The organism is Sphingobium chungangianum (assembly GCF_977014255.1).
In genome coordinates, this window is sequence record NZ_CDRNIV010000006.1 from 1,899,128 (window position 1) to 1,925,957 (window position 26,830).

Below are 26,830 nucleotides of genomic sequence, written 5' to 3' on the forward strand. Positions count from 1 at the left end.
CGCGCATGATTGCGCAGATTGATCCTTTTCATGCCATCGCCATTGGGGTGGAGGCGCATCGGCTGGAGGCCGAGGGGCGGTCGATCCTGCATATGGAGTTCGGCCAGCCTTCGACCGGCGCGCCTGCCGCTGCGATTGCCGAGGCGCATCGGGTGCTGGACAGCGATCCGATGGGCTATTGGGAGAGCCCGGCGCTGAAGGAGCGGATCGCGCTGCTGTATCGGGAACGCTATGGCGTTGCGGTGGCCGCGGAGCAGATATTGCTGACCTGCGGCGCTTCGCCCGGCTTGGTGCTGGCGCTCAGTTGCCTGTTCGCGCCGGGCGCGCGCGTTGCGACAGCGCGGCCGGGCTATGTCGCTTATCGCAATACGCTGAAGGCGCTCTATCTCGAACCGGTCGAAGTGGATTGCGGGCCTGCCGAGCGATACCAGATCAGCGCGGTGGCGCTGGAGGCGATGGAGCCTGCGCCCGATGGCGTGATCATCGCGAGCCCGGCCAATCCGACGGGCACGATCATTCCTGCTGACGAAATGGCGCGAATCGCAGAGGTTTGTGCGCGGCGCGGGATCAGAATCGTGTCGGACGAGATTTATCACGGCCTCTCCTATGGCGAGGCGGCGCATTCGATGCTGGAGTTCGCGCCCGACACGGTGGTCGTGAACAGCTTTTCGAAATATTTTTCCATGGCCGGGTGGCGGCTTGGTTGGGTGGTGTTTCCGCAGGCGCTGGTCGAGGCGGCGCGGGCGCGGATGGGGAATTTGTTCCTGACGCCCCCTTCCCTCGCCCAGCATGCGGGGTTGAAGGCGTTCGATTGCCTCGACGAGCTTGAGGGGCATGTCGCGAATTATCGGCGGAACCGGGAGTTGCTGCTGGCGGCGCTGCCTTCGCTGGGGTTGAAGGAGATCGCGCCGCCGGATGGGGCCTTCTACATCTATGCCGATGTGGGGCATTTGACGGATGACAGCCTCGGCTTTTGCCAGCGGTTGCTGGAGGAGACCGGGGTGGCGACGGCGCCGGGTATCGATTTCGATCCGGTGGATGGGCACCGGCATATCCGCATCAGCTTTGCCGTGTCGACGGACAGGGTGGAGGAAGCGATCAGGCGGCTGGTGCCATGGTTTGGGGCGCAGCGGCAGCGGGTTTAGTTTTTTCCACTCGGAGGCGCGGAGGAAGTTCGGAAAGGTCTATGTCATCCCAACGAAGGTGGGGATATCGTGAGGCTAAGCCGTGCCGTATCGCCCGAGATGCCAGCTTTCGCTGGCATGACGTAAAGTTGTTTATGACGTGAAGCTGTGGGGGTCTCTGCTCACGAATACGGCTGGGTGAATGTTGACTCGCTGTTTGATCCATTATGGATGGACCGCTGCCGATTAACTGGAATTGTCATCTTTTTGCGCTAGGGAAGCCCCGCGACCCGAGGCTTTTACCTGGTAAAAGTCCCCTTGGCCCGGCGGCTTCGTGCTGCCGGGTCATTCTTTTGTCGGTGGGGAGGATGGTGCGGGCGGTCGGAATCGAACCGACACTCCTTTCGGAACCGGATTTTGAGTCCGGCGCGTCTACCAGTTTCACCACGCCCGCATGCATGGCCTGCCCGCGCCAAATGGCAAAATCAGCTGCCAGCGTCCAGACAAAAATCAGATCGCGTGCATGATAAGGCTGTCGGGCGGTTGCAGGGGCGGCTGTGCGCCGATAGCCTGCTTGCGTAACGAAACCGTACCGCTATAGGACCGTTTCGTGCAGACCTGAAAAATTCCTCCCAACGGAAAAGGGCATCCTTTGACCGATCCGTCTGCCACATTCCTGCTTTTCGGTGCCACCGGCGATCTGGCGCACCGCATGATCTTTCCGTCGCTCTACAATCTGCTTAGCGACGGTCTGCTGCCCGATGACTTCATGATCGTGGCGTCGGGGCGTACGGAGATGGATGACGAGGCGTTTCGCGCCGACATCGACAAGGCGCTGCAAAAGTTCGTCGGCGCTGATCGCTATGATGCGGAAGTCGCGGCGCGGCTGAAGGCGATGATCGGGTATGAGCCGGTCGAAGCGGGGAACCCGGAGCAATTCAAGAAGCTGGCGAAGCGGCTCGATGGACGGGCGGAGCGCGGGCTGTCGGTCTATCTTTCGACGCCCCCTTCCCTCTTCGCGCCCACGGCGCAGGGGCTGGCCGAGGCGGGACTGATTACGCCGACGACGCGGATCGCGATGGAAAAGCCGATCGGCAAGGACCTCGCTTCTTCGAAGGAGGTCAACAACGGCATCGGCGCGCTGTTCGACGAAAGCCAGATTTTCCGGGTCGACCATTATCTGGGCAAGGAGACGGTGCAGAATTTGCTCGCCTTGCGCTTTGGCAATGTGATGTTCGAGCCGCTGTGGAACGCCACGGCGATCGACCATGTGCAGATCACGGTCGGCGAGACGGTCGGGCTGGAAGGCCGGGTTTCCTATTATGACGGCGTCGGCGCGCTGCGCGACATGGTGCAGAACCATGTGTTGCAGATCCTGTCGATCATCGCGATGGAACCCCCTGCCCGCATGGACCCCACCGCCGTGCGCGACGAGAAGGTGAAGGTGCTGCGATCACTGCGCCCGATGACGGCGGAGACGGTGAAGACCAACAGCGTGCGCGGCCAATATACGCCGGGCGCGGTCGGCGGTGAGATCGTCACCGGCTATAGTGACGAATTGGGCAAGGCTTCCGACACCGAAACCTTTGTCGCGTTGAAAGCCCATATCGACAATTGGCGCTGGCAGGGCGTGCCTTTCTATCTGCGGACGGGCAAGCGGATGCCGACGCGCCAGTCGGAAATCCAGATTCAATTCAAGCCTGTGCGGCATTCGATATTCGGCCGCGACGGGCAACATTCGGGCGGCGGTTCGGGGCTAGAGCCCAACACGCTGATCATCCGGCTTCAGCCCGACGAATATATCCGCCTGCTGATCATGAGCAAAAGGCCGGGGCTGGAGCGAGACGTCCATCTGGAAGAGGTGACGCTGGACGTGTCGCTGACCGCCGCCTTTGCCGGGCAGCGGCGGCGGATTGCCTATGAACGGTTGATCCTGGATCTGCTGGCGGGCGACCAGACTTTGTTCGTGCGCCGGGACGAGGTCGAGGCGCAATGGACATGGATCGATTCCATCATCGACGGCTGGAAAGAAGCGGGGGTGAAGCCTTCGCCCTATGCTTCGGGGAACTGGGGGCCGTCTTCGGCCATTGCCCTGATTGAACGAGACGGAGCCAGCTGGCATGACTGATCTTCATCCGGTGATCGCGAAGGTCACCGAACGCATCGTAAAGCGGAGCGCGCCGCGCCGCCGCCAATATCTGGACCTGATCGAGCGGGGCCGCGACGCCGGGACCAACCGCGCGCAACTGTCCTGCGGCAACCTCGCCCATGGCTTTGCGGCGAGCGGCGAGGACAAGCCGGTGATCCGCACGGGCGGCGCGATGAATATCGGCATCGTCACCGCCTATAATGATATGCTGTCGGCGCATCAGCCCTATGGCCGCTACCCCGAAGCGATCAAGATCGCCGCGCGTGAGGTGGGCGCCACGGCGCAGGTCGCGGGTGGTGTCCCGGCGATGTGCGACGGCGTAACGCAGGGTCAGGCGGGCATGGACCTGTCGCTCTTTTCTCGCGACACGATCGCGCTGGCGACGGCGGTGTCGCTCAGCCATGCGATGTTCGAGGGTGCGGCGCTGCTGGGCATATGCGACAAGATCGTGCCGGGGCTGCTGATCGGCGCGCTGCGGTTCGGGCATCTGCCGACGATCCTGATCCCCGCCGGGCCGATGCCGTCGGGCCTCGCCAACAAGGAAAAGGTCCGCATCCGCCAGCTTTATGCCGAGGGGAAGGTCGGCAAGGATGAGCTGCTGGAGTCCGAAAGCGCCAGCTACCATGGCGCGGGGACCTGCACTTTCTACGGCACGGCGAACAGCAACCAGATGATGATGGAAGTGATGGGCCTGCACATGCCCTGCGCGTCCTTCGTCAATCCGGGTACAAAGTTGCGCAGCGAACTAACGCGGGCGGCGGTGCATCGGCTGGCCAGCATCGGTTGGGACGGCGATGATTACCGGCCGCTCGGCCATTGCATCGATGAGAAGGCGATCGTCAACGCCATCATCGGCCTGATGGCCACCGGCGGATCGACCAACCATGCGATCCATGTGCCAGCGATAGCGCGGGCGGCAGGGATCAGCGTCGATTGGACCGACTTTGCGGAAATTTCCGATGTCGTGCCGCTGCTGGCGCGGGTCTATCCCAACGGCGCGGGCGATGTGAATAATTTCCACATGGCTGGCGGCATGTCCTTCGTCATCCGCGAGCTGCTGGACAACGGACTGCTGCACCGGGACATCATGACGGTCGCTCGGGCCGACCTGACCGATTATGGCAAGGAGCCGGTGCTGGAGGATGAAGCGCTGCAATGGCGCGACGTTCCGGTATCGCGCGATGACGCCATCCTGCGGCCGGTGACGAGCGCCTTCAGCCCTGATGGCGGCATGCGCCTGCTAGCGGGCAATCTGGGCCGCTGCGTCATGAAGGTGAGCGCGGTCGAGAAGGAACGCTGGACCATCGAGGCTCCGGCGGCTGTGTTCCACGATCAGGACGATGTCCTGCGCGCCTTCAAGGCGGGCGAGTTGGAACGCGATGTCGTCGTGGTGGTCCGTTTCCAAGGGCCGCGCGCGAACGGGATGCCGGAATTGCACAAGCTGACCCCCGCGCTGGGCGTATTGCAGGATCGCGGGTTCCGCGTGGCGCTGGTGACGGACGGGCGCATGTCGGGGGCTTCGGGCAAGGTGCCCGCTGCCATTCACCTGTCGCCCGAAGCTTTGGGCGGCGGGCCGATCGCCAAGCTGCGCGATGGCGACATGGTGCGGGTCTGTGCTGACAAGGGCTTGATCGGGGCGCTGGTCGATGCGGCGGAGTGGGACGCGCGCGAGATGCCCGTGCCGCCGCCGCCGCCCTATGACACGGGCCGCGAACTATTTGCGCTTTTCCGCCATCATAGTGATCTGGCGGAAAGCGGCGCGTCGCCGATTCTGGCTGCGATGGAAGCTGAATTATAATCCCCCACCCGTCATGCCAGCGCATTGCTGGCATCTCCGGCGAGAGGGCACGGCCCGGCCTTACGAGAACCCAGCTTGCGCTGGGATGACGCCATGATTGGAGTGGTCCTATGACCGACATCATCGCTGCCGACATTGGCGGTACAAATGCCCGCTTTGCTCGCGCCAAACTGAGCGCGCGGAACGTGCCCACATTGGGCAAGGTGCGGAAATACAAGGTTGCGGACTTTCCCAACCTGCAAGCCTGCTGGGCCGCTTTCGCGCATGATGAAGGCGGCAATCTGCCCAAGGCGGCATCGATCGCCTTTGCCACCGCGATCGGGCGCGATGTTATCAAGCTGACCAACAGCAGCTGGATGATCAGGCCCGACACGCTGGACGAGGAACTGGGCCTGAAGCAGATGCGGCTGGTCAATGATTTCGAAGCGGTAGCGCATGCCGTCGCGCGCCTGCCGGACGACAATCTGCCGCTGCTGTTCGGGCAAGACCGGCCTTTCCCCCGCGACGGCGGCGTTACGGTGGTGGGTCCAGGCACGGGCCTTGGCGTCGCGATGATCGCGTTCGACGACGGCGAGCCGCATGTGATCGCGACCGAAGGCGGACATATCGACTTCGCGCCGCTTGATACGCTGGAGGAAAAGATCCTCGCCTATCTGCGCGACAAATTCCTGCGCGTGTCTACCGAGCGGGTCGTGTCGGGGCCGGGCCTCAACAATATCTACAAGGCAATGGCGACCATCGGTCATGACCGCGTCATCCTGATGGAAGATGCCGAATTGTGGCAGGCAGCCATTGACGGCACGGACGAGTTCGCCCGGGCGGCGTTCGATCGCTTGTGCCTTTGCTATGGATCGGTCGTGGGCGACCTGGCGCTGGCGCAGGGACCGAACGCAGTCGTGCTGGCGGGCGGACTGACGCAGCGGATGCGCGGCTTGCTGCCACAGAGCGGCTTTCATCGGCGCTTCGTCGCCAAGGGGCGGTTTGAAAGCCTGATGGCGACGGTGCCCATCCGCCTTGCCGTGCATGAAGAGATTGGACTTTACGGGGCGGCCGCCGCCTTTCGGGAGAAGAAATAATGTCGCTCAGCGTTGAACAGGTGATGGAGCTGGCGCCGGTCATCCCGGTGCTGGTGGTGGATCGGGTGGAAGACGCGCTGCCCATCGCGCAGGCTCTGGTGAAGGGCGGCTTGCCTGCGCTGGAAGTCACGCTGCGCACGCCCGCTGCGCTGGACGTGATCCGCGAGATGGCGAAGGTCGAGGGCGCGGTGGTCGGCGCTGGCACCGTGCTGAACCCGTCGCAGCTGGACGCGGCAATGGAGGCAGGCGCGCGGTTCATCGTCAGCCCTGGCCTGACCGAACCGCTGGGCAAGGCGGCGATCGCGGCGCGGGTGCCGTTCCTTCCCGGAACGGCCACGGCGGGCGACATCATGCGCGGGCTGGACCTGGGCCTTACCCATTTCAAATTTTTCCCGGCGGAGACTTCGGGCGGGCTGCCCGCTTTGAAGGCGCTGGCCGCGCCCCTTCATGTCGCGCGCTTTTGCCCGACGGGCGGGATTACGGCGGAAAGCGCGCCGAAATGGCTGGCCGAACCCTTTGTGAAGTGCGTCGGCGGTAGCTGGGTCGTGCCCAAGGGGCCGGTCGATGCCGCGAAGATCGAGGCTTTGGCGCGTGAGGCTGCGGCGCTGCCGCGCTGACGTTTCGCGCTGCCGCCATTGCGCAGCGGGATTTCCCGCCCTAGATCAGCGCCATGATCCTGCGTAGGCTGCTCCCTTCCATCGCCCTTTTCCTTTCTGGCTGTGCCGGGACGCTGACGGGCTATCCTTCACTCGCCAAGCGGGCGGTGGAGAATGCGCCGGTGGGAGAAGCTCCGGCTGCTCCGGTGCCGGTTGAGGCCGATCCGGCTTTGCGGGCGCAGGTTGACCGATTTGCGGCGCAGGCGCAGGCGGGCAGTGCGGCGTTCGACAAGGCATGGCCCGGCGCGGATCGGGCAACGCGAGCTGCTGCGGGCGCGGCGGTGTCCAGCGAATCCTGGGTCGCGGCGCAGCTTGCTATCAGCGCGCTGGAGGCGGCGAGAAACGATAGCGTTTCGGCGCTCGCGAGCCTCGACACGCTTTATGTCGAGCGCAGCAATGCGCTGGCGGAGGGAAAAGCTGGGGGCGGCGTCGAGCAGATCGATGCAGCGCGCAAGGTGGCGCTGGCGATCGTGGATGCGCAGAATGACCGGATCGATGCAGTGAAGGGGCGGTTGGCTCAGCCTTGAGTTTTAAGGGCTATGCGAACGTAAGATTTCCGTTCGGGCTGAGCTTGTCGAAACCCTTTTCTGTTGTTCAAGAAAGTGAGACCCTTCGACAAGCTCAGGGCGAACGGATGCAAGTATGTGGTTCAGGCGTCCGCCTTCAATGCGCCCTTGTGCGCTTTCGCATTGTGGACATAGCGGTCAACGCCTTCGCGCATATTGATCAGCGCTTCGTCGGTGAGGTCACGAACATATTTGGCCGGGCGACCGGTCCAGAGCTGACGGTGCGGGACCGTGCGGTTTGGCGCTAACAGCGCTCCGGCGGCCAGCATTGCATCGCTTTCGATGACGCAGCCGTTCATCACCACCGCGCCAAGGCCGACGAACGCCCGGTCCTTGAGTTCGCAGCCGTGGATCATCGCCATATGGCCGATCAGGACATCATCGCCGATGATCGTGGGCCAGCCGTCCGGCCTGGCGGGATCGGGGCCGTCGCAGTGGATGACGCTGCCATCCTGGATGTTCGTGCGCGCGCCGATGCGGATCGCGTTCACGTCGCCGCGGACGACGCAATTATACCAGATGCTGCTGTCGGGGCCGATCTCCACATCGCCTATGATGCGCGCGCCGGGCGCGATGAAGGCGCTGGGGTGGATGACCGGGGTCTTGCCGCCAAAGGTCAGGATGGTAGCGCCGGGATGATCGGCATGGGCGGCGTGCGGATGATCGGGCATGGCGTCAGGCTCCCAGCAGCCGCGCGGCGTGGAGCGCGTGATAGGTCAGAACGCCCGAGCAACCGGCGCGCTTGAACGCTAGCAGCGTTTCCAGCACCAGCGCGTCGCGATTGCCCACTCCCGCAGCGACGGCGGCTTCGATCATCGCATATTCGCCCGACACCTGATAGGCGAATACGGGCACCTCGAACCGGTCCTTCACCCGGGCGATGATGTCGAGATAGGGCAGGCCCGGCTTCACCATGACGCTGTCGGCGCCCTCCGCGAGGTCTAGCGCGACTTCGCGCAACGCTTCCTCGCTGTTGGCCGGGTCCATCTGGTAGCTTTTCTTGTCGCCCTTCAGCAGGCCGCTGGAGCCGACGGCGTCGCGGAATGGGCCGTAAAAGGCGCTCGCATATTTGGCGGCATAGGCCATGATCTGGACATTGGCGTGGCCTTCTTCCTCCAGCGCCTCGCGGATCGCGCCGACGCGGCCGTCCATCATGTCGCTGGGCGCGATGATGTCCGCGCCCGCCGCCGCCTGATTGAGCGACTGGCCGATCAGCACATCGATCGTGGCGTCGTTGATCACATAGCCCTGCTCGTCGAGCAGGCCGTCCTGACCGTGGGCGGTATAGGGATCGAGCGCGACATCGGTGAGGATGCCGATGTCCGGCACCGCATCCTTGATCGCGCGGATGGCGCGGCACATCAGGTTGTCGGGGTTAAGCGCTTCTTCCCCATCATCACTACGGCGGTCAGCCTGCGTGTTGGGGAACAGCGCGAGACAGGGAATGCCAGCGTCGCGGGCTTCCCGCGCGCGGGCCACCATGCCATCGACCGACCAGCGCGAGACGCCCGGAAGGGACGCGATCGGTTCCTCCACCCCCTGCCCTTCCGTGACGAAGAGCGGCCAGATGAGGTCGCTCGGGTGCAGGCGATTTTCGGCGTGCAGCGCGCGGGTCCAGGCGGCGGCGCGGGTGCGGCGCAGGCGGAGCGCCGGATAAGAAGCGTGGGTCATCGGCGGGGTTTAGGCCGCCCGGACCACCCGATCAAGGTTCCGCTGTGCCATGTCGGAGCTATGTAAGGATGCGCGCGGAACGAAAGCTCACCTTCTTGGCGAGATCCCACGATCCATCGCTGCGATAATACCAGGCCGCTAGACCCGCGATGCGGAGCGGGCGGGGACGAAACTCTGCCTTCAACTGATCAGCAAGTGCGCGAGCGAGCGATGGCTCCACCTTATTTTGGACGGTGATGTGCAGGCGGGGACGCGCTTGATCCTGCGGGGTGAGCAGGCCGCGAAAAGCTTCGGCCAGTTCGTCCCGAATGGCGAGCAGGCCGTCACTATTAAGGCCGAACGCGACGCCCCGGCCGAGTAACATGACGCCGGTTATCATCGCGAGCGGCGACGGCGCGGCGCAAAGCCCCTTCATCCGGTCGCTCAATTCCGGCAGCAGCGTCGGCGGCAGATGATGGAACAGCGAAATATGCGCAGGCACCTTGTTGCGTTCCGGCGGGAAATGGGCGCGGCGGAGGCCATCCGCCCAGGCGAAATCCTCCGCTCCCATAAGCGCCGTCAATAGGATCGGCGCGGTGCCCGTGCCTTCAGCCAGCCGGATGTTCCTTTAGCCATTGCAGCACCGGTTCCGGGCTTGTCTGGCCATAGGGATCGTCATCCTCTCCGATATCGTTGATGCCAGGCTCCTCGAACCAGGCGACCACCTGGCCGTCATCGACCACCATGGCGTAGCGCCAGCTCCGGTCACCAAAGCCCAGATGATCCTTCTTCACCAGCATGCCCATGCGGCGCGTGAAGTCGCCCGATCCGTCGGGCAGCAGCTTCACATTCTTGATGCCGAGATGCTTGCCCCATTGGTACATGACAAAGGAATCATTGACCGAAATGCAGTAGACATCGTCCACTCCCAGCGCCCTGAAATCGTCGTAGAAGCGTTCGAAAGCAGGGCATTGTTCGGTCGAACAGGTCGGGGTGAAGGCACCCGGCAGCGAAAATACGACCACCCGCTTACCCTTGAACAGGTCGCCCGTCTGGACATCCTGCCAGCGGAAAGGATTGGGGCCGCCAACGCTTTCGTCGCGCACGCGGGTCTTCAGCGTTACATCAGGTATGGAACGTCCGAGCATTTCATCATCTCCCGGTCAGCATCGCTTTCACGCGGTGAAACGCATCTATATGATGGTCGGCTACGTGGGCAAAGGCTTCAGGGAGGGGAAACTCATATGAGCACGTCACGATCCTTCAAATTCATCGCAATCGGCCTGCTGATCTGGAATTTGATCGGCGTGGCGGCCTTTGCCATGCAATATGGCGCTGATCTGGCGACGCTGGCGGAAAGCGATCCCTACACCGCTCGCATCTTTGCAGAGATGCCGGATTGGGCTTGGGCGGCCTATGCTGTTGCGGTGGGCGCAGGGACGGCTGGAGCCATGCTATTGTTGCTGCGGAAGGCGGCGGCAGTGGCGTTGTTTGCGCTGTCGATGGTCGCTGTCGTGGTGCAGTTTGGCTACAGCTTTTTGGGCACCGATTTGTGGACGGTGAAGGCCGCGGCGGCGGCGGTGTTTCCGGCGGTGATATTCGCCATTGCGGTTGGGCAGTGGCTTTATTCGATTCGGTTGAGGGCGCAGGGTGTGCTGCGGTGAACTGAGCAGAGTAGGCGCTATTTCGGCCCCACCATCGTTCCGCGGCGGTCGTTCAGTCGCTTCATCCTTCCGTCATGCCAGCGGAGGCTGGCATCTCTCTCGATTGCTCTCGCCCTAGCCGGGGAGATCAGAGCGTTCGCTGGGATGACGAAAGAAATCGTTAGCGTTGCTCAAAGCTCTCCGCGCGCCCGACGGATTTCGAACCATTTGCGGACATTCTCATTATGCTGCTGGAGCGTGTCGGCAAAGATATGGCCGCCCTTTCCGTCAGCGACGAAATAGAGCGCCTTTGTTTCGGCGGGATGCAGCACGGCCAGGATCGACAGCTTGCCGGGATTGGCAATCGGCCCCTTGGGCAGGCCTGTCATCGCGTAGGTGTTATAGTCGTTAACCGCAGCGATCTCCGACTTCTTGATCCGGCGGCCGAGCGGCTTGCCCTTGGTGATCGGGTAGATGATCGTCGGGTCGGCCTGAAGCATCATCCCGGCCTTCAGACGGTTGCCATAAACGCCCGCGACGGTGGGCCGCTCAGACGGGACGGCGGTTTCCTTTTCGACGATGCTCGCGAGGATGATCGCCTCTTTGGGCGATTTCGCCACGCTATTGGGCGCGCGCTCGGTCCATAGCTTGGCGAGAGTGCGCGTCATCGCGTCCTGCATGCGTTTGAGCACAGCGACGCGGCTTTCACCCTTGTCGAACGCATAGCTGTCGGGAAGCACGCTGCCCTCGGCGGGGACCGAGACATCCCCGGTCAACTCGTCATTCGCCATCAGCCGTTCATGGACCATTATGGAAGGCATGCCCTCCGGAATGGTGACGAGGCGGGTCAACGTCTTGCCGCCTTGAAGGATCGAGAAAATGTCGGCGTTGCTGGCGCCCTTGGGGATCAGGAATTCGCCCGCCTTGATCGACTTTCCACGCCCGAACACCTTGGTCCGGGTGAGGAATGCGTCGGCGGAGCGCACCGCGCCCGCCTGTTTCAGAAGGACTGCGGCGTCCGCTACGGTCGCTCCATCAGGTACGATGACGGTGACGTCGCGCGGCGCAGGCCCCGCTTCGGTCCAGCCATAAACGAAGCGGAATGCCACGAAGGCAGCGACGGCCAGGCCGATCGCAAGGATAACCAGCCCGAACCGCCGCATGGCTCTATCCTCAGATCGCCTTCATGATGAGCGACGCATTGGTGCCGCCGAAGCCGAAGCTGTTGTTGAGGACGGCGCGCACCTTCCGCTCCTTGGCCACGTGCGGGACAAGATCGACGCCCGCGCAGCTTTCGCTCGGCTCATCAAGGTTGAGCGTGGGCGGTACGATCTGGTCGCGCATGGCGAGAATGCAGAAGATGCTTTCCACCGCGCCCGCACCACCCAGAAGGTGACCAATCGCCGACTTGGTGCTGCTCATCGACATGGTCGAGATATTGTCACCGAACAGCCGCTTGACCGCGCCCAACTCCAGCTCGTCACCGAGCGGGGTCGAAGTGCCGTGCGCGTTCACATAGTCGATGTCCGCGAGGCTGAGGCCCGACTTCCTGAGCGCCATTTCCATCGAACGGTAGCCACCACTGCCCTCTGGATGCGGCGCCGTGACGTGATAGGCGTCGCCGGACAGGCCATAGCCGATCACTTCGGCATAGATGTGAGCGCCGCGCTTCTTGGCATGCTCATATTCTTCGAGCACGACAACGCCCGCGCCTTCGCCCATGACGAAGCCGTCGCGGTTGACGTCATAAGGGCGGCTCGCCTTTTCCGGCGTGTCGTTGAAGGCGGTCGAAAGAGCACGCGCCTGGGCGAAACCGGCAATACCGATCGGGCAAATCGCGCTTTCCGCACCACCCGCCAGCATGACGTCGGCGTCATCCATCGCGATCATGCGCGCGGCGTCGCCGATCGAATGCGCGCCGGTCGAGCAGGCAGTGACCACCGCATGGTTGGGACCCATGAGGCCATATTTGATCGAGACCTGACCGGAAATCAGGTTGATGAGGCGGCCATGGACGAAGTGCGGGCTAACGCGGCTCGGCCCTTTGTTGGCCAGCACCAGCGATTCGCTTTCGATGCCCGGCAGGCCACCGATGCCCGAACCGATCGAGCAACCGGCGCGCAGGCGCTCCTCCTCGCTCATATTGTCGAGGCCCGCATCGCGCAGCGCCTGGCTGGCGGCGGAAATGCCATAGACGATGAAAGGATCGACCTGACGCTGGATCTTGTGATCGACATCCAGGCTCGGATCATAGCCATATTCATGGTCTGCGGGCTTCACTTCGCAGGCGATGCGGCACTTATATTCGCTGGCGTCAAAACGCGCGATCGTCGCAGCGCCGGACTTCGAAGCAAGGATGTTCTTCCAGGTAGTTTCGACATTCCCGCCAAGCGGGCTCACCATGCCGAGGCCGGTTACGACAACGCGACGCATATATCTGCTCCGAAAATCTTCATAGGTTTGGGCCGCTCCTTAGCTGCTTCGAGAGCGCTTGTGAACGGTGCACCAGATACGAAAAGGCTCCCCGAGACCGGATTCGCCGGACAGGAGGAGCCATTTCCTTCAAAAAACGCAGGCAGCCGACCCCCGGTCAGCCGCACAACATTCTTACTGCTTGCTGTCGATATAATCGATCGCGTCCTTGACGGTGCCGATCTTCTCAGCTGCGTCGTCGGGGATTTCCACGCCGAATTCTTCTTCGAACGCCATCACCAGCTCAACGATGTCGAGGCTGTCTGCGCCCAGATCATCGATGAAGCTTGCATCCTCGGTCACCTTTTCGGCTTCGACGCCCAGATGTTCGACGACGATTTTCTTAACGCGATCCGCGGTCTCACTCATGAGTGGTCCTTTTTACTGGGTATCGTTGAGGTTGTGAATATTTGTTAAGGCATGCCCTAGAGGCAAGCCCCGACGGAGGCAAGAGGCAAGAAAAGATCGAAACGCATGATTCCCGCCCTTCCATGCGCCTGAATGGCACAAGGCCGTCCAATTGCGATGGATGAGTGGCCGCTTTCTGCCTCTTTCAAGGTTCAGATCATCGCCATGCCGCCATTAACATGCAGAGTCTGGCCAGTGACGTAGCCTGCCTCACGGCTGGCGAGATAGACAACCGCAGCACCGATATCCTCGCCTGTGCCGAGGTCGCCTGCGGGGATCTTCTGAAGGATGGCGCCCTTTTGTGCATCATTGAGCGCGTCGGTCATTGCCGAGCGGATGAAGCCGGGCGCGACGCAGTTGACGGTGATGCCCCGGCTCGCCAGTTCCTGGCCCAGCGACTTGGACATGCCGATAATGCCAGCCTTTGACGCGGCATAATTGGCCTGACCGGGATTGCCGGTGACACCGACGATCGAGGTGATCGAGATGATGCGGCCGAAGCGCGCCTTCATCATCGGCTTGGCAGCGGCACGGGCAAGGCGGAAGGCGGCTTCCAGATTGACCGAGATGACATCGGACCATTCCTCATCCTTCATCCGCATGATGAGGTTGTCGCGGGTGATGCCAGCATTGTTGACTAGAATGTCGATCTTGCCGCCGAGCGCTTCCACGGCCTGAGCCACGAGGCCGTCGACTGCTGCGGGATCGGACAGGTTGCAGACCAGCGTCTTGTGATCACCGCCCAACTCCGCCGCGAAGGCCTTGAGCTTTTCTTCATTGCTGCCCGAAAGCGCGAGCGTCGCCCCCTGCGCCGCCAGCGACCGGGCAATCGCTGAACCGATACCACCGGAAGCGCCGGTCACCAGCGCGGTCATGCCTGTCAGATCGAACATAGCTTTTTTATCCTTATCTTAGAGAGCGGCGAGCGCCGCCTCGATGTCGTCCATGGTGACGACGCTGCGGACGGTGGCGTCGGGGGCGATGCGCTTGACCATGGGGCCGAGCACCTTGCCGCCCAGTTCGACGAACTCGGTCACGCCCGCGTCCCACATGGCAGCGACGGATTCGCGCCAGCGGACGCGGCCGGTCACCTGTTCGACCAGGCGGCGCTTGATTTCCTCGGGGTCTGCGATCGGTGCGGCGAGGACGTTGGCATAGACGGGGAGCAGCGGGGTGTTGATGGCGGCCTTAGCCAGTGCCTCGTCCATCGCTTCCGCAGCGGGCTGCATCAACGGGCAATGGAAGGGCGCCGAAACGGGGAGCAGCACGCCGCGCTTGATGCCATGGTCCTTCACCAGAGCAACGGCGCGCTCGATTGCGCCGCGATGGCCGGAAATCACCACCTGGCTCGGATCATTGTCGTTCGCGACGGTGCAGACTTCGCCCTCGGCCGCTGCATTGGCCAGCGCCTGCGCCTTTTCGATGTCTGCGCCAAGCAGGGCCGCCATCGCGCCTTCTCCAACCGGGACAGCCGCCTGCATCGCCTGGCCGCGCAGTTTAAGGAGGCGCGAAGTCGTGCCGATGTCGAAAGCTTCGACGGCGCAGAGCGCGCTATATTCGCCAAGGCTGTGCCCAGCGACGAAATCGCCCTTTTCCGCCAGCGAGAAGCCGCCTTCGCGCTGCATCACCCGCAACGTCGCCAACGCATTGGCCATGATCGCGGGCTGCGCATTTTCGGTGAGGGTGAGGTCACTTTCGGGGCCTTCCACCATGATGCGGAACAAATGTTGCGACAGGGCGTCATCGACCTCCTGAAACAGTTCCTTCGCGGCCGGGCTTGCTTCGGCCAAAGCCTTCCCCATGCCAACCGACTGGCTACCCTGCCCCGGAAACAGAAATGCCCTCATCATTCACCTTCTGACGCAAGGACGCCTGCAAAAGCGCCGTTTTTCAACATCGTTACACTTTGAGACACAAATGCCGTTGAGACATCAGGTCCCTTTCGGCAGTTTCCCTGACTGGACCGCCTCAACCCCCAAGGTGGCGTCCCTTTAACGACGACGGAGTGCAAGGAAAAGGTGCGATATCGCATTGGCTGGATCAGCGGGACGGCTTTGACGCTCTCGGCTTGCGCGGCGGGGCCTGACTATCGGGCGCCGCAACCGGCTGCATTGGGGGTGCCGGGCAGCTATTACACCGATCCTGTGAGCGGCGCTCTGAGCGAGCCGGAGCTGGCAAGCTGGTGGACGCGGTTGAACGATCCGGTACTTACGGGGCTGATCGACCGGGCGGTAGCCAGCAACCTCGACATCGTGCAGGCGCAGGCGCGGTTGCGGCAGGCGCGGGAGTCGCTGGTGCAGGCGCGGGCGGCCTTCCTGCCGCAGGTCAACGCGTCGGGTTCTGGCGGGCGGAATTATTCCAATCGTAGTGGCGGCACGCGCGTCATCGACGGCAATGTCGTGTCCGCCGGATCGGACAGGTGGAGCAGCAGCTATTCGCTGAGCGCCAATGCGAGCTGGCAGATCGACCTGTTCGGCGAATTGTCCCGTTCCGCCGAGGCCGCGCGCGCGGATTTGGCCGCGTCCGGCTATGACCTTGCCAATGTGCGGATGACCATCATAGCCGAACTGGTGACCAACTATATTCAGGCACGGCAGGCGCAGGAGCAGTTGCGCATCGCCCGCGAAACCCAAGCCATTCAGCAGGATAACTACAACATCGCCAACTGGCGGCTTCAGGCTGGGCTGGTTTCATCACTCGATGAGCAGCAGGCCCGCGCTCAGCTAGCCCAGACGAATGCGGCGATCCCGCAGCTGGAGGCCAACCTGCGCGGCAGCCTGAACCGCATTGCCGTGCTGACCGGGCAAGCGCCGGGCGAAGCGACCCGCGCGCTGGAAGCCCCTGCCCCGATCCCTGTTGCTTCTACCATGATCGCGACGGGCATTCCTGCCGATACGCTGCGCCAGCGGCCCGATGTAAGGGCGGCTGAGAGGAATTTGGCGGCGGCGACAGCGCGGATCGGCGTGGCGCAGGCACAGCTTTACCCGTCGCTGGGGATCAGCGGAAATATCGGCACCAACGCAACCAGCATCAAAAGCCTGTTCGACATCATTACCGGCGGTGTCTTCGCCAATGTCGCACAGGCCATTTTTGATGGAGGACGGCTGGCTTCGCAGGTGCGATCACAAAGGGCCGCTACGGATGCTGCTTTTGCCGCCTATAAGCAGAGCGTGCTGACCGCGCTTGAGGATGTCGAAAATGCCATGGCGTCCCTGAACAGCGCCCGCCAACGCAAGGCCGAGCTCGCCACCGCCTTCGACGCGTCCAACAATGCAGCCCTGCTGGCGCGCAGCCAGTATCAATCTGGGCTGATCGATTTTCAGACGCTTTCCAACACCGAAACCACGCTGTTGAATGCGCGCAACAGCCTTGCGGCTGCGCAAGCCGATGAGGTCCTTGCCATCGCCCAGCTCTATAATGCGCTGGGTGGCGGCTGGCAGAATATGGACAACCGCCCCAATGAGCAATGATGTGAACACGGAGAAGGATCTGGACGAATTTCTCGGCGCGCGTTCCGAAAAACCCTGGCGCAAATGGGTGGTGCGAGGCGCGGTGGGGCTGGCGCTGGTGATAGTCATCCTGCTACTCGCGCGCTGTTTTTCGGGCGAGGACAAGCCGAACTTCGCCACGCGGGAGGTGCGACGCGGCGACCTGACGGTGACAGTCTCGGCCACCGGCAATTTGAAGCCGATTAATCAAGTCGATGTGGGTTCCGAACAGTCGGGCAAGATCACGCGCGTCTATGTCGATGTGAATGATCGCGTGACGAAGGGGCAGCGGCTGGCTGAACTCGACACGCGGCGTCTGGTGGATTCGGTGACCCAGAACAGGGCGCAGGTGGCTGCTTCGCAGGCGAGCGTCAGCCAGGCACAGGCGCAGGTCGCGCTGGCCAAGACTACGCTGGACCGGCAACTGAATGTCTTCCGCCTGTCGGGCGGGCGCGTACCTGCCAAGACGGAGTTGGACGCGGCGCGGGCTGATTATCAGTCCGCCTTGGGCAATCTGCGCGCGCAGCAGGCGCAGGTCAGTGTGTCCCGCGCTCAGCTTGCCACGGCGCAGACCAATCTTTCCATCGCGCAGATCGTGTCGCCGGTAACCGGCGTCGTCCTGTCCCGCGACATCGAGCCCGGCCAGACGGTGGCCGCGTCCTTCAATGCCCCGGTGCTGTTCACCATTGCCGAAGACCTGACCAAGATGGAGGTCGAAGTCGCGGTCGACGAAGCCGATGTCGGTCAGGTGAAGGAAGGGCAGGCGGCGACTTTCGCCGTCGATGCCTTTCCCGGAAAGAGCTTTCCCGCTCGGGTGACGCGGGTCAATGTCGGCTCCAACGCTTCGAGCAGTTCGTCATCCTCATCAACAGGAAGCAGCACTACCGCCAGCACTAGCGGAACCGTGGTGGCTTACACGGCGGTGCTAGGTGTCGATAACAAGGATGAGACGCTGCGCCCCGGTATGACGGCGACCGCCGACATCGTAACCCAGCAGCTGAGCAACGTCCTGCTGGTTCCCAACGCCGCATTACGGTTCAAGCCGAGCACTGGCGCCGGTCAGGGTGGCGGCATCACCAGCCAAATCGTGCCTAGCTCTCGCCGCTTCCGCCGTGGCGGCGCCAATCGGCAGGTCAGCTTCGGCATCGGCAGTAGCCAGACCGTTTATGTCGTGGGAGAGGACGGGAATCCCAAGGCCGTGCAAGTGACCGTCGGCGCCAGCGACGGCGCGCGTACGGCGATCACCGGCGGCGCGTTAAAGCTGGGGATGCGGGTCATCACGGGCCAGTTGGCGGCAGGGCAGGAACCGCCTTCCGAGGACACGAACGGTGGCGGCCAGCGGCGTGATCGTTCTGGCGGCGGCGAACAGCGCGGCACCGGACGGCAGAGCGGAACCTGACACGGTGGCTGATCCGATCATTTCCCTGCGCGGCGTGACCAAGATATATGGTTCGGGCGCCACCGCCTTTCAGGCGCTAAAGGGTATCGACCTGGACGTTGAGGAAGGGGATTTCGTGGCGGTCATGGGGCCTTCGGGTTCGGGCAAGTCCACAGCGATGAACATTATCGGCTGCCTCGATGTACCCAGCAGCGGCGAGTTCCTGTTTAAGGGACGCCATGTCGAAACGCTGGACCGCGACCAGCGGGCATTGCTTCGCCGCCGCTATCTGGGCTTCGTGTTTCAGGGCTTCAACCTCTTGTCCCGGACGAGCGCGCTTGAGAATGTCGAACTGCCGCTCCTGTATCGAGGCGAGGACAAGAAGAGCCGCTATGACGCGGGGATGGCGGCGCTCGACAAGGTGGGATTAAAAGAATGGTGGGACCACACGCCCGCTGAACTGTCTGGCGGCCAACAGCAGCGCGTCGCCATTGCGCGGGCAATCGTGACGCAGCCTGCCGTGCTGCTGGCCGACGAGCCTACGGGCAATCTCGATTCGGAGCGATCGATAGAGATCATGGAACTGCTGGCCGACCTCAACCGGAATAGCGGCATTACCGTGATGATGGTTACGCATGAACCCGACATGGCCGCCTATGCGCGTACGATCGTGCATTTCAAGGACGGGCTGGTGGAGCGGATCGATACGGGGGTGACGGCGTGAGAGTGACCTTCTTCAAATCTTCGCCCCTCCGGGGAGAAGGATACGGAGCCTTGGCGACGAAAGCGCCTAGGCGAAGTTGGATGAGGGGGGATCGCGCGTCCCCTCCCCCTCTCCAAGTCCGCCTAGCTGCTGAAGCAGCAAGGCTCCCTATCCTCTCCCCTGAAGGGGCGAGGAAAACGGGATGCTAGGCACGACCGTCACCCTGGCGTTCCGGGCGATCAACCGGCACAAGCTGCGCAGCTTCCTGACGACGCTGGGGATCATCATCGGCGTGGCGGCGGTAGTCACCATGGTGACGCTGGGCAATGGCGCGACGGCGGCGGTGCGGGAGCAGATCAGTTCGCTCGGCGCCAATGTGTTGCAACTGCGGCCGGGCCAAGGCTTTGGCCGGGGCGGCGGTGGACCTAGACCGCCAGACTTCAAGCCAGCCGATCTGACCGCGATCGAGAATCAACTGACGGGCGTTCGCGCCGTCGCGCCGCTGGTGCAGTCGAGCGGCACAGCCATCTATGAGGGCAGCAACTGGTCGACCACCGTCTATGGCACGACCGCTTCCTATTTCGAGGTGCAAAGCTGGAAGGCTGACGCGGGCCGTCTCTTCATGCCGGAGGAGGAAGAGGCGGGCAAAGCCGTCTGCATCATCGGCAATACAGTACGCACCAACCTGTTCCAGGGAAGCGATCCCACGGGCAAGCGCCTGCGCATCAAGGGCGTATCCTGTCAGGTCATCGGCGCACTGGCGACACGCGGCCAAGGGGGCTTTGGCGATCAGGACGATGTCGTCGTCATGCCGATCAAGTTCGTGCAGCGCCGCTTCACCGGCGACCGCGACATCAGCCAGATCATGATCGCGGTGGACGATGCCTATGACACCTCCACGGTGCAGTCGAGCCTGGAAGAATTGATGCGCGAACGGCGCAAGGTGAAGCCGGGGGCGGACGATAATTTCAACGTCTTCGATACCAAGCAGATCAGCGATACGCTGACGGGGACGACCACCATCCTGACGCAGATCGTCGCGGCGGTAGCGGCGATTTCTCTTCTGGTGGGCGGGATCGGCATCATGAACATCATGCTTGTGTCCGTAACGGAGCGCACTCGCGAGATCGGCATCCGCCTCGCCATCGGCGCGGTTGCGCGCGAGGTGCTGATGCAGTTCCTGGTGGAAGCGATCGTTCTGTCCTGCCTGGGCGGGCTGATCGGCCTGATCCTCGCGCTAATCGCGTCGATTGCCATCGCCCCGCTGATGCAGGTGCCTTTCATTTTCGATGTGAAGGTGAACATGATCGCCTTCCTCTTTTCGGCGGCAATCGGGGTGGTGTTCGGCTATTTCCCGGCCCGGCGGGCAGCGGCGCTCAATCCTATCGACGCCCTGCGGCACGAATAGGCTCTGTTACAATTTCAGACAGTTGAACCGTCCCACTGGCACAAGCTTGCGACAAGTCCGGCCTAAATCTGTCTTCAACGCCGAAGCAAAGGCGCGACAGATTAAGAGCAAAGGAGCAAGTGAGATGATCAAGAAACTGCTGATGACGCTGGCCGCAACGACGATGGTGGCAAGCCCCATGGTCGCCGCGCAGGCGCAGGCCGCGCCGCATCGCGAAATGACCCGCGTCGTCCATCAAGGCCCGCATGGCCGCACCGTAGTCAAGCATAGGGTGGTCAAGCACAAGACGGTCGTGCGCAAGAACGACTATCGCCGCTGGGGCAAGGGTCAGCGCTTCGACCGCCGCTATGCCCGCGATTATCGCGTGATCAACGATTATCGCGACTATCGCCTGAACGCCCCGCCGCGCGGTTATCACTGGGTCCGTTCCGGCAATGACGCCGTGCTGGTCGCGATCACCAGCGGCATCATCGGCGCGGTGATCGGCAGCGCGATCCGTTAAGGCTTCGCTCCACCGAGCGGCCAGAAAGCGCCCCGGGGACCTCTCTCCCTCCGGGGCGCTTCATGATCTATATCAAACATAATGTTTAAACCGTTGAGGATTAAAAACGCTTGGCAAGGGGCTCGATATTTTCCGGGAAGCAACATGTCCTTGTATCAGATCATGTATATCAGCAGCGCGACAGGCGCCGTCTCACCCAGCCAGTGCGCGACGATCGCGCAGGCTGCTTCGCGCAGGAACAGTGGCGAAGACGTGACCGGATTGCTGCTCTACAATGGCAAGCGCTTTCTCCAGGTGCTCGAAGGGCCAAAGGACAATGTCGAGCGGATCTATAACCGGATCGGCCTCGATGACCGCCACCGGGGGCTCGTGATGCTGCGCAAGCAGGAGATCGATGCCCGTGAGTTCGGTGAATGGGGCATGGCCTATGACGACCCCTTCCGTCCTTCCGAGCCTTTGAAGCACAAGGTCGCCGCGTTGCTCGACCGGGCGGGAGCCTCCACGCGGGCGCATTTCATCGGCACGGCCGAGATGCACCGCAACTGAGAAGTCTTCCTTGCCAACCCGGCGCATTTCCGCCATAGGCGCCGCTTCGCGTGGGCCGGGGTGACTCGGATCCTGTGCGAAAAATGCTTGAGACGACAGCCGGAGGGGCGTTCCACATGGGGTGGGCGTCAGCGATCGGCCAACAGATGAGGCAATACCCATGGCTCTTTACGAGCATGTGTTCCTTGCGCGCCAGGATCTGGCACAGGCGCAGGTGGACGCACTGGCGGAAACCGCCACCAAGATCGTCGAGGATAATGCTGGCAAGGTGACCAAGGTTGAAACCTGGGGCCTGCGCAGCCTCGCCTACAAGATCGCCAAGAACCGCAAGGCTCACTATGTGATGCTGAACATCGACGCCCCCGCTGGTGTCGTCGCGGAACTGGAGCGCCAGACGCAGATCAACGAAGACATCATCCGCTACATGACCGTCAAGGTCGATGAGCTGGAAGCTGGCCCGTCGGTCATGATGCGCAAGCAGGAGCGTTCCGAACGTGGTGATCGCGGCCCGCGCGGCGATCGTGGCGATCGTGGCCCCCGCGAAGATCGTGGCCCGCGCCGCGACCGCGAAGAAGCCCCGGCTGGCGAATAAGGAGATCTGAACAATGGCACGCCCGTTTTTCCGCCGCCGCAAGAGCTGCCCCTTCGCCGCCAAGGATGCGCCGAAGATCGATTACAAGGACGTCCGTCTGCTGCAGGGCTTCGTGTCCGAGCGCGGCAAGATCGTCCCCAGCCGCATCACTGCGGTGTCCGCCAAGAAGCAGCGTGAGCTGGCCCAGGCCATCAAGCGCGCCCGTCACCTGGGCCTGCTGCCCTACATCGTGAAGTGAGGGAGTAAGACTCATGGAAATCATTCTCCTCGAACGGATCGAGAAGCTGGGCGCCATCGGTGACGTCGTCACCGTGAAGGACGGTTACGCTCGTAACTTCCTGCTGCCCAACAAGAAGGCGCTGCGCTCCAACAACGCCAACAAGAAGGTCTTCGAAGCCAACCGCGCGAAGATCGAAGCCGACAACGCCGCCCGCCGTGGCGACGCTGAAAAGGCTGCCGAGGGCGTCAACGGCAAGCAGATCGTCCTGATCCGCCAGTCGTCGAACGCCGGCCACCTCTACGGTTCGGTCGCCGTCCGCGACGTCGTCGAAGCACTGCAGGCTGACGGTGTCACCAACGTCACCAAGGCGATGGTCGTGCTGGAACGCCCGATCAAGACGCTCGGCGTGTTCGACGTCAAGGTTGCGCTGCACCCCGAAGTCGCCGTCACCATTCAGGTGAACGTCGCTCGCTCGCCGGAAGAAGCTGATCTGCAGGCGCAGGGCGTCGACGTGATGGCCGACCTGTTCGAAAAGGACGAGGCTGGCTTCACCGAAGATTATGATCCGAACGCGGAACCCGGCGAAATCGCCGTGGAAGCGGAAGAAGCTCCGGCTGAAGAAGCCTGAGTTTCCACAACGGACCAAAAAAGAAAGCCGCCCCTAACCGGGCGGCTTTTTTGTTGGTTGGTTAGCGGATTGCTGAATGTTGTGATCCTGCTAGAACTGGGCGTTCATTATTTACATAGGAAAGCCGCTAGGAAGCCAGATTGTCGAAGCGGTTTCCTGTCGAAAAGACAGAGCCCTTCGCCGGGCCTAAGCGAACGGACGGGTCGGAGTAAAATTCGGCCCAGGCGCCCACCCGATAGCGCTTCAATAATCGATGCGGATCTGCACCTGCGAGACATCGACGCCCGCGTGTTTCGCGACTTCTCGCTTCGCTGAGTCGATGACATCATGAAGCTGCTGACCCAGACTGGCATTGCCTGCCCCTGCGGGACCATGGGACGGCGCGACCGCCTCACCCACAAGCAACTGCTGCTCGGTCAGGCCGAATGCCTGGGCGAGCGCGATCAGACTCCTTCGCCGGGGCATGGTCTTGCCCACTTCCCACGCCCACAGCGATGGTTTGCTGAAACCCGTCAACTTGGACAATGCTTCCCGGCTGAGGCCGCGTTCGCGGCGCAACCGGCGCAGACGCGCAGGAAACATTTCAGGGCTTTGCGCATCGGCGGCATGGTCGATCGGCCTGCCATTGCTGCGCACCGTGCTGCGAAGCCGGGTCGCGCTGACAGCGGCTTGGGGGAGCGCCTCATCGAAACGGCATCCAAATAACGGTTCATCCTGCCACACGACGCGGGCGGAGACGGAACCCGCTTCGGGCAGGGACAAAAGCACGCCTTGGCCAAGCTGCAGTTTTGAGCTGGTTTCAATCAGCATCCCCGCCGTGGAGATATCGTGAACCACGACGTCGGCCGATCCCTCGCCCAGTGCTTCGGCCACCTCAAGGCGAATGGGCCAACGAATATCGGCGCGCTTGTCGCCGGGCTCGGGGGATTGCTCCATGATCGGATCGATAGCCATGCTATGATACTCGCATTTAACGGGTTTACAGTAAGTTAATGCCTGAAGCGGTTTGGACCGATCCGAGCCATTCTTCCCCCGCCCCATTCTGTTCAGCCGTCATCCCCGACCCGGATGAAAATAACAGCCCCCTTTCCTCTTTACCCTATCCTGCTCTATGGCGAAGGCCATATTTCCGAAGGGGACCGACAACTTGATCCTAGACCTTGCCGCCGCAGCTTCGGGCGCCATTCGTTTCGATCAGCTGGGGCTAAGCCCGGTCGCGCTCGACCTCGGCTTCTTCACGCTCAAATGGTACAGCCTTGCCTATCTGGCGGGCATATTGATAGGCTACTGGTATCTCCTGAAACTCATCGCCCAGCCGGGTTCTCCCATGGCGCGGCGGCATGCCGATGACATGATCTTCTATGCAACGCTCGGCATCATCATCGGCGGGCGGCTGGCCTATGTTTTCTTCTACCAGCCCGAAATCCTGGGCAATCCGCTCGACATCTTCAAACTGTGGAACGGGGGCATGTCCTTTCATGGCGGGGCGGCTGGCGTATCGCTCGGCATCCTTTACATGGCGCGGAAGGAAAAGCTGTCCTGGCTACGTATCCATGATTTCGTCGCTTGCTGCGTGCCCTTCGGACTGTTTTTCGGCCGCCTCGCTAACTTCGTGAATGGCGAACTGTGGGGCAAGGAAACGGATGTGCCGTGGGCGATCATCTTCCCGACCGGTGGCCCCTTCGCCCGCCATCCGAGCCAACTTTACGAAGCCTTTTTCGAAGGTATCATACTGTTCCTCATCCTCGCCTTCGCCTTCTGGAAGACGCGCGCGCGCTACAAGCCGGGAATGCTGGTGGGGATTTTCCTGCTGGGCTACGGCATATTCCGTTTCGGCGTGGAATATTTCCGCGAAGCTGACGCGCAATTGATGGAATTTGCGGCGCGCACTGGTCTTCACATGGGCCAGTGGCTATGCGTGCCGATGATCCTCGGCGGCCTATACCTGATAGCAACGGCAAAGGGCCGCCGCGTTCGCGTGGAGCCGATCGCGGGGAGCGCGAGTGTCAGCTGAACCGCTGACCCTCGCCCAGCGGCTGGCTCGGCAGATTGACGCCGGGGGGCCAATTTCGGTCGCACACTATATGGCCGAGGCGAACCAGCATTATTATGGCACGCGCGATCCTCTGGGAGCGGCAGGCGATTTCACCACCGCGCCGGAGATCAGCCAGATGTTCGGCGAACTGGTCGGCCTGTGCCTGGCAGACCTGTGGATGCGATCGGGCAGCCGTCCGAACGCGCTTTATGTTGAGCTTGGTCCGGGGCGCGGCACCCTCGCGTCCGATGCGCTGCGCGCCATGGGCAATGCGGGATTGACGCCCCAACCCCATTTCGTCGAAACCAGCCCAACACTGCGCGAGCGGCAACGCGCGCTCGTCCCGAACGTCTTTCACCACGACAGCGTCGCCGCCTTGCCGGACAATGCGCCGCTACTCGTCGTCGCCAACGAGTTTTTCGACGCCCTACCCGTCCGCCAGATCATCCGTTCGGGTGACGAATGGCGCGAGCGTGTCGTCATCTGCCCTGATGAGACCGACTCGAATTGTTTCGAAGCCGTGCCGGGCTATCGGCGGGTCGAATCGGGCATTCCCGCCATCGCGGCGGACGCTCCCGACGGAGCGATCATTGAAATAGCGCTGGCTGGGACCGCCATAGCGCTGGAACTGGCGCAGCGGATCGCGCGGCAGGGCGGCGCCGCAATCATCATCGACTATGGCTATGAAGGTCCAGCGATCGGCGACACGTTGCAGGCCGTGCGCGGACACCAGTTTGCAGACCCTTTCCTGGAACCGGGCGAAAGCGATCTTACGACCCATGTCGATTTCACCATGATCGGCAATATGGCGCGGCAGGCGGGCCTGCGAGTGCTGGGGCCGGTGAACCAGGGTGAGTTGCTGCGAAAGCTAGGCATTGATGCGCGGGCCGATCAGCTCGCGCGCACATCCCCCGCGCGGGCGGCGGAGGTGGAGGCTGCGCGGCTACGACTGACTGCCGAAGACGCCATGGGGACGCTGTTCAAGGCGATGGCCTGGGTGCATCCGGATTGGGCGGAACCGGCGGGATTTGAGAGGTAAGATCAGCCTCTCGCCCCCGCTCGAAACCAACAGAGTCGGGAAAACTAGGCTTCCTCAATCTTCCTGATGATAACGGCTCAACCGGCGGATGAAGCCGATAAGGCCGGTCTGGCGGCTGCGCTTCATGCGCTCTGCATGAAGGATCGTCTGAACCCGCCTGAAGCAATCCTCAGCATCGACATTGCAGAGCACATAATCATAGCCGTCCCAATGCGCGATTTCATTGGCCGCGCGGGACATGCGGCCTTCGATCACTTCCTCGCTGTCGGTCGCACGGCCGCGCAGGCGGCGTTCCAGCTCTTCCATGGAGGGAGGCAGGATGAATACCCGCACGACATCGCCGCCGGCGATCTGGTGCAGCTGCTGAGCGCCCTGCCAGTCGATGTCGAAAAGTACGTCGCGGCCGCTCTTCAACATGGCCTCGACAGGCGCGCGCGGCGTGCCGTAGCGCTGGCCAAAGACGTGCGCCCATTCGAGAAATTCATGCTCCGCCGTCATCCGGCGGAATTCCTCCAGATCGACGAAATGATAGTCCTTGCCGTCCACTTCGCCCGGACGCATCGGCCGCGTGGTGGCAGAAACGGACATGGCAAGGTCCGACTCAGCAGCCAGAAGCTTGCGCGCGATGGTGGATTTGCCCGCGCCGGAAGGCGAGGAAAGAACGAAGAGCACGCCACGCCGCTTGAAATCGGGCGCCTCTATAGGGATGCTGTCGGCCATGGCCGCTAGTGACGCCGTGGAACGCGTTT

Annotated in this window: 29 protein-coding genes and 1 tRNA gene; 18 read left to right on the forward strand and 12 right to left on the reverse strand. The window is 62.6% G+C overall.

Annotation, left to right across the window (positions count from 1 at the left end):
• Positions 1-5: 5 nt before the first annotated feature.
• Positions 6-1,145, forward strand: a complete 1,140-nt coding sequence (locus ACWNC0_RS16435; RefSeq protein WP_449473130.1) for an aminotransferase class I/II-fold pyridoxal phosphate-dependent enzyme — start codon at positions 6-8, stop codon at positions 1,143-1,145.
• A gap of 348 nt (positions 1,146-1,493) precedes the next feature.
• Here the strand turns inward: ACWNC0_RS16435 and ACWNC0_RS16440 are convergent.
• Positions 1,494-1,578, reverse strand: a tRNA-Leu gene (locus ACWNC0_RS16440).
• A gap of 198 nt (positions 1,579-1,776) precedes the next feature.
• On the opposite strand from ACWNC0_RS16440, the gene zwf reads away from it, so the two are divergent.
• The 5 genes from zwf to ACWNC0_RS16465 all read left to right on the forward strand — a co-directional run bounded on the left by zwf (position 1,777) and on the right by ACWNC0_RS16465 (position 7,330).
• Positions 1,777-3,252, forward strand: a complete 1,476-nt coding sequence (gene zwf, locus ACWNC0_RS16445) for a glucose-6-phosphate dehydrogenase (RefSeq protein ID WP_449473131.1) — start codon at positions 1,777-1,779, stop codon at positions 3,250-3,252.
• A complete protein-coding gene (edd, locus tag ACWNC0_RS16450) occupies positions 3,245-5,071 on the forward strand; it encodes a phosphogluconate dehydratase (protein ID WP_449473132.1) in 1,827 nt (608 codons plus the stop codon). The genes zwf and edd overlap by 8 nt, the downstream gene beginning before the upstream one ends.
• Positions 5,072-5,181: 110 nt before the next feature.
• Positions 5,182-6,147 carry a glucokinase gene (gene glk, locus ACWNC0_RS16455; RefSeq protein ID WP_449473133.1) on the forward strand — a complete coding sequence of 322 codons (966 nt, stop codon included), beginning with the start codon at positions 5,182-5,184 and terminating at the stop codon, positions 6,145-6,147.
• Positions 6,147-6,764 carry a bifunctional 4-hydroxy-2-oxoglutarate aldolase/2-dehydro-3-deoxy-phosphogluconate aldolase gene (gene eda / locus ACWNC0_RS16460; RefSeq protein WP_449473134.1) on the forward strand — a complete coding sequence of 206 codons (618 nt, stop codon included), beginning with the start codon at positions 6,147-6,149 and terminating at the stop codon, positions 6,762-6,764. Before glk ends, eda begins: the two co-directional genes overlap by 1 nt.
• Positions 6,765-6,817: 53 nt before the next feature.
• Positions 6,818-7,330, forward strand: coding sequence for a hypothetical protein (locus ACWNC0_RS16465; protein WP_449473135.1), 513 nt, complete (start codon positions 6,818-6,820; stop codon positions 7,328-7,330).
• 122 nt (positions 7,331-7,452) lie between these two features.
• Here the strand turns inward: ACWNC0_RS16465 and ACWNC0_RS16470 are convergent, their stop codons facing one another.
• Genes ACWNC0_RS16470 through ACWNC0_RS16485 form a run of 4 tightly spaced genes read right to left on the reverse strand, consistent with a single transcriptional unit; the run spans position 7,453 to position 10,167 of the window.
• Complete coding sequence (locus ACWNC0_RS16470) at positions 7,453-8,040, reverse strand: gamma carbonic anhydrase family protein (protein WP_449473136.1); 588 nt, start codon at positions 8,038-8,040, stop codon at positions 7,453-7,455.
• Between the two features lie 4 nt (positions 8,041-8,044).
• Positions 8,045-9,040, reverse strand: coding sequence for a porphobilinogen synthase (gene hemB / locus ACWNC0_RS16475; protein WP_449473137.1), 996 nt, complete (start codon positions 9,038-9,040; stop codon positions 8,045-8,047).
• Between the two features lie 58 nt (positions 9,041-9,098).
• Positions 9,099-9,590, reverse strand: coding sequence for a 2'-5' RNA ligase family protein (locus ACWNC0_RS16480; protein WP_449473138.1), 492 nt, complete (start codon positions 9,588-9,590; stop codon positions 9,099-9,101).
• Between the two features lie 37 nt (positions 9,591-9,627).
• The gene (locus tag ACWNC0_RS16485; protein ID WP_449473139.1) at positions 9,628-10,167 is read right to left on the reverse strand and encodes a redoxin family protein; all 540 of its coding nucleotides are present in this window, start codon (positions 10,165-10,167) and stop codon (positions 9,628-9,630) included.
• A 96-nt stretch (positions 10,168-10,263) separates the two neighbouring features.
• Between ACWNC0_RS16485 and ACWNC0_RS16490 the strand changes: the two genes are divergently transcribed.
• A complete protein-coding gene (locus tag ACWNC0_RS16490) occupies positions 10,264-10,683 on the forward strand; it encodes a sugar transporter (protein ID WP_449473141.1) in 420 nt (139 codons plus the stop codon).
• 170 nt (positions 10,684-10,853) lie between these two features.
• Here ACWNC0_RS16490 and mltG read toward each other — a convergent pair whose 3' ends face one another.
• The 5 genes from mltG to fabD all read right to left on the reverse strand — a co-directional run bounded on the left by mltG (position 10,854) and on the right by fabD (position 15,389).
• On the reverse strand, positions 10,854-11,825 hold the full coding sequence (mltG, locus tag ACWNC0_RS16495; protein WP_449473143.1) for an endolytic transglycosylase MltG: 972 nt from the start codon (positions 11,823-11,825) through the stop codon (positions 10,854-10,856).
• Positions 11,826-11,835: 10 nt separating this feature from the next.
• Positions 11,836-13,095: a beta-ketoacyl-ACP synthase II gene (gene fabF, locus ACWNC0_RS16500; protein ID WP_449473145.1), complete on the reverse strand. Its 1,260-nt coding sequence runs from the start codon at positions 13,093-13,095 to the stop codon at positions 11,836-11,838.
• Positions 13,096-13,269: 174 nt separating this feature from the next.
• On the reverse strand, positions 13,270-13,503 hold the full coding sequence (locus tag ACWNC0_RS16505; RefSeq protein WP_006950224.1) for an acyl carrier protein: 234 nt from the start codon (positions 13,501-13,503) through the stop codon (positions 13,270-13,272).
• A gap of 191 nt (positions 13,504-13,694) precedes the next feature.
• Entirely contained in the window at positions 13,695-14,435 is a 741-nt protein-coding gene (gene fabG, locus ACWNC0_RS16510; protein ID WP_449473148.1) for a 3-oxoacyl-[acyl-carrier-protein] reductase, read from the reverse strand.
• An 18-nt stretch (positions 14,436-14,453) separates the two neighbouring features.
• Positions 14,454-15,389, reverse strand: a complete 936-nt coding sequence (gene fabD, locus ACWNC0_RS16515) for an ACP S-malonyltransferase (RefSeq protein WP_449474640.1) — start codon at positions 15,387-15,389, stop codon at positions 14,454-14,456.
• Between the two features lie 171 nt (positions 15,390-15,560).
• Here fabD and ACWNC0_RS16520 point away from each other — a divergent pair, with 171 nt between their 5' ends.
• The 9 genes from ACWNC0_RS16520 to rplI all read left to right on the forward strand — a co-directional run bounded on the left by ACWNC0_RS16520 (position 15,561) and on the right by rplI (position 23,007).
• Positions 15,561-17,012, forward strand: a complete 1,452-nt coding sequence (locus ACWNC0_RS16520) for an efflux transporter outer membrane subunit (RefSeq protein ID WP_449473150.1) — start codon at positions 15,561-15,563, stop codon at positions 17,010-17,012.
• Complete coding sequence (locus ACWNC0_RS16525) at positions 17,002-18,429, forward strand: efflux RND transporter periplasmic adaptor subunit (RefSeq protein WP_449473152.1); 1,428 nt, start codon at positions 17,002-17,004, stop codon at positions 18,427-18,429. The genes ACWNC0_RS16520 and ACWNC0_RS16525 overlap by 11 nt, the downstream gene beginning before the upstream one ends.
• A gap of 4 nt (positions 18,430-18,433) precedes the next feature.
• The gene (locus tag ACWNC0_RS16530) at positions 18,434-19,132 is read left to right on the forward strand and encodes an ABC transporter ATP-binding protein (protein ID WP_449474641.1); all 699 of its coding nucleotides are present in this window, start codon (positions 18,434-18,436) and stop codon (positions 19,130-19,132) included.
• A gap of 181 nt (positions 19,133-19,313) precedes the next feature.
• Positions 19,314-20,519: an ABC transporter permease gene (locus ACWNC0_RS16535; RefSeq protein WP_449473154.1), complete on the forward strand. Its 1,206-nt coding sequence runs from the start codon at positions 19,314-19,316 to the stop codon at positions 20,517-20,519.
• A gap of 124 nt (positions 20,520-20,643) precedes the next feature.
• Positions 20,644-21,021, forward strand: a complete 378-nt coding sequence (locus tag ACWNC0_RS16540) for an RcnB family protein (protein ID WP_449473156.1) — start codon at positions 20,644-20,646, stop codon at positions 21,019-21,021.
• Positions 21,022-21,165: 144 nt separating this feature from the next.
• On the forward strand, positions 21,166-21,567 hold the full coding sequence (locus ACWNC0_RS16545; RefSeq protein ID WP_449473158.1) for a BLUF domain-containing protein: 402 nt from the start codon (positions 21,166-21,168) through the stop codon (positions 21,565-21,567).
• Positions 21,568-21,727: 160 nt separating this feature from the next.
• Positions 21,728-22,159: a 30S ribosomal protein S6 gene (gene rpsF, locus ACWNC0_RS16550; RefSeq protein WP_449473159.1), complete on the forward strand. Its 432-nt coding sequence runs from the start codon at positions 21,728-21,730 to the stop codon at positions 22,157-22,159.
• Between the two features lie 13 nt (positions 22,160-22,172).
• Positions 22,173-22,397, forward strand: coding sequence for a 30S ribosomal protein S18 (gene rpsR / locus ACWNC0_RS16555; RefSeq protein WP_004212076.1), 225 nt, complete (start codon positions 22,173-22,175; stop codon positions 22,395-22,397).
• A gap of 13 nt (positions 22,398-22,410) precedes the next feature.
• On the forward strand, positions 22,411-23,007 hold the full coding sequence (gene rplI / locus ACWNC0_RS16560) for a 50S ribosomal protein L9 (protein WP_449473163.1): 597 nt from the start codon (positions 22,411-22,413) through the stop codon (positions 23,005-23,007).
• A gap of 243 nt (positions 23,008-23,250) precedes the next feature.
• Here rplI and ACWNC0_RS16565 read toward each other — a convergent pair whose 3' ends face one another.
• Positions 23,251-23,961: a helix-turn-helix domain-containing protein gene (locus tag ACWNC0_RS16565; RefSeq protein ID WP_449473164.1), complete on the reverse strand. Its 711-nt coding sequence runs from the start codon at positions 23,959-23,961 to the stop codon at positions 23,251-23,253.
• Positions 23,962-24,118: 157 nt separating this feature from the next.
• Between ACWNC0_RS16565 and lgt the strand changes: the two genes are divergently transcribed.
• Entirely contained in the window at positions 24,119-25,021 is a 903-nt protein-coding gene (gene lgt, locus ACWNC0_RS16570) for a prolipoprotein diacylglyceryl transferase (RefSeq protein ID WP_449473166.1), read from the forward strand.
• On the forward strand, positions 25,011-26,081 hold the full coding sequence (locus ACWNC0_RS16575) for a class I SAM-dependent methyltransferase (protein WP_449473167.1): 1,071 nt from the start codon (positions 25,011-25,013) through the stop codon (positions 26,079-26,081). The genes lgt and ACWNC0_RS16575 overlap by 11 nt, the downstream gene beginning before the upstream one ends.
• 54 nt (positions 26,082-26,135) lie before the next feature.
• Here the strand turns inward: ACWNC0_RS16575 and gmk are convergent, their stop codons facing one another.
• Complete coding sequence (gene gmk, locus ACWNC0_RS16580) at positions 26,136-26,801, reverse strand: guanylate kinase (protein WP_196225878.1); 666 nt, start codon at positions 26,799-26,801, stop codon at positions 26,136-26,138.
• Positions 26,802-26,830: the final 29 nt, after the last annotated feature.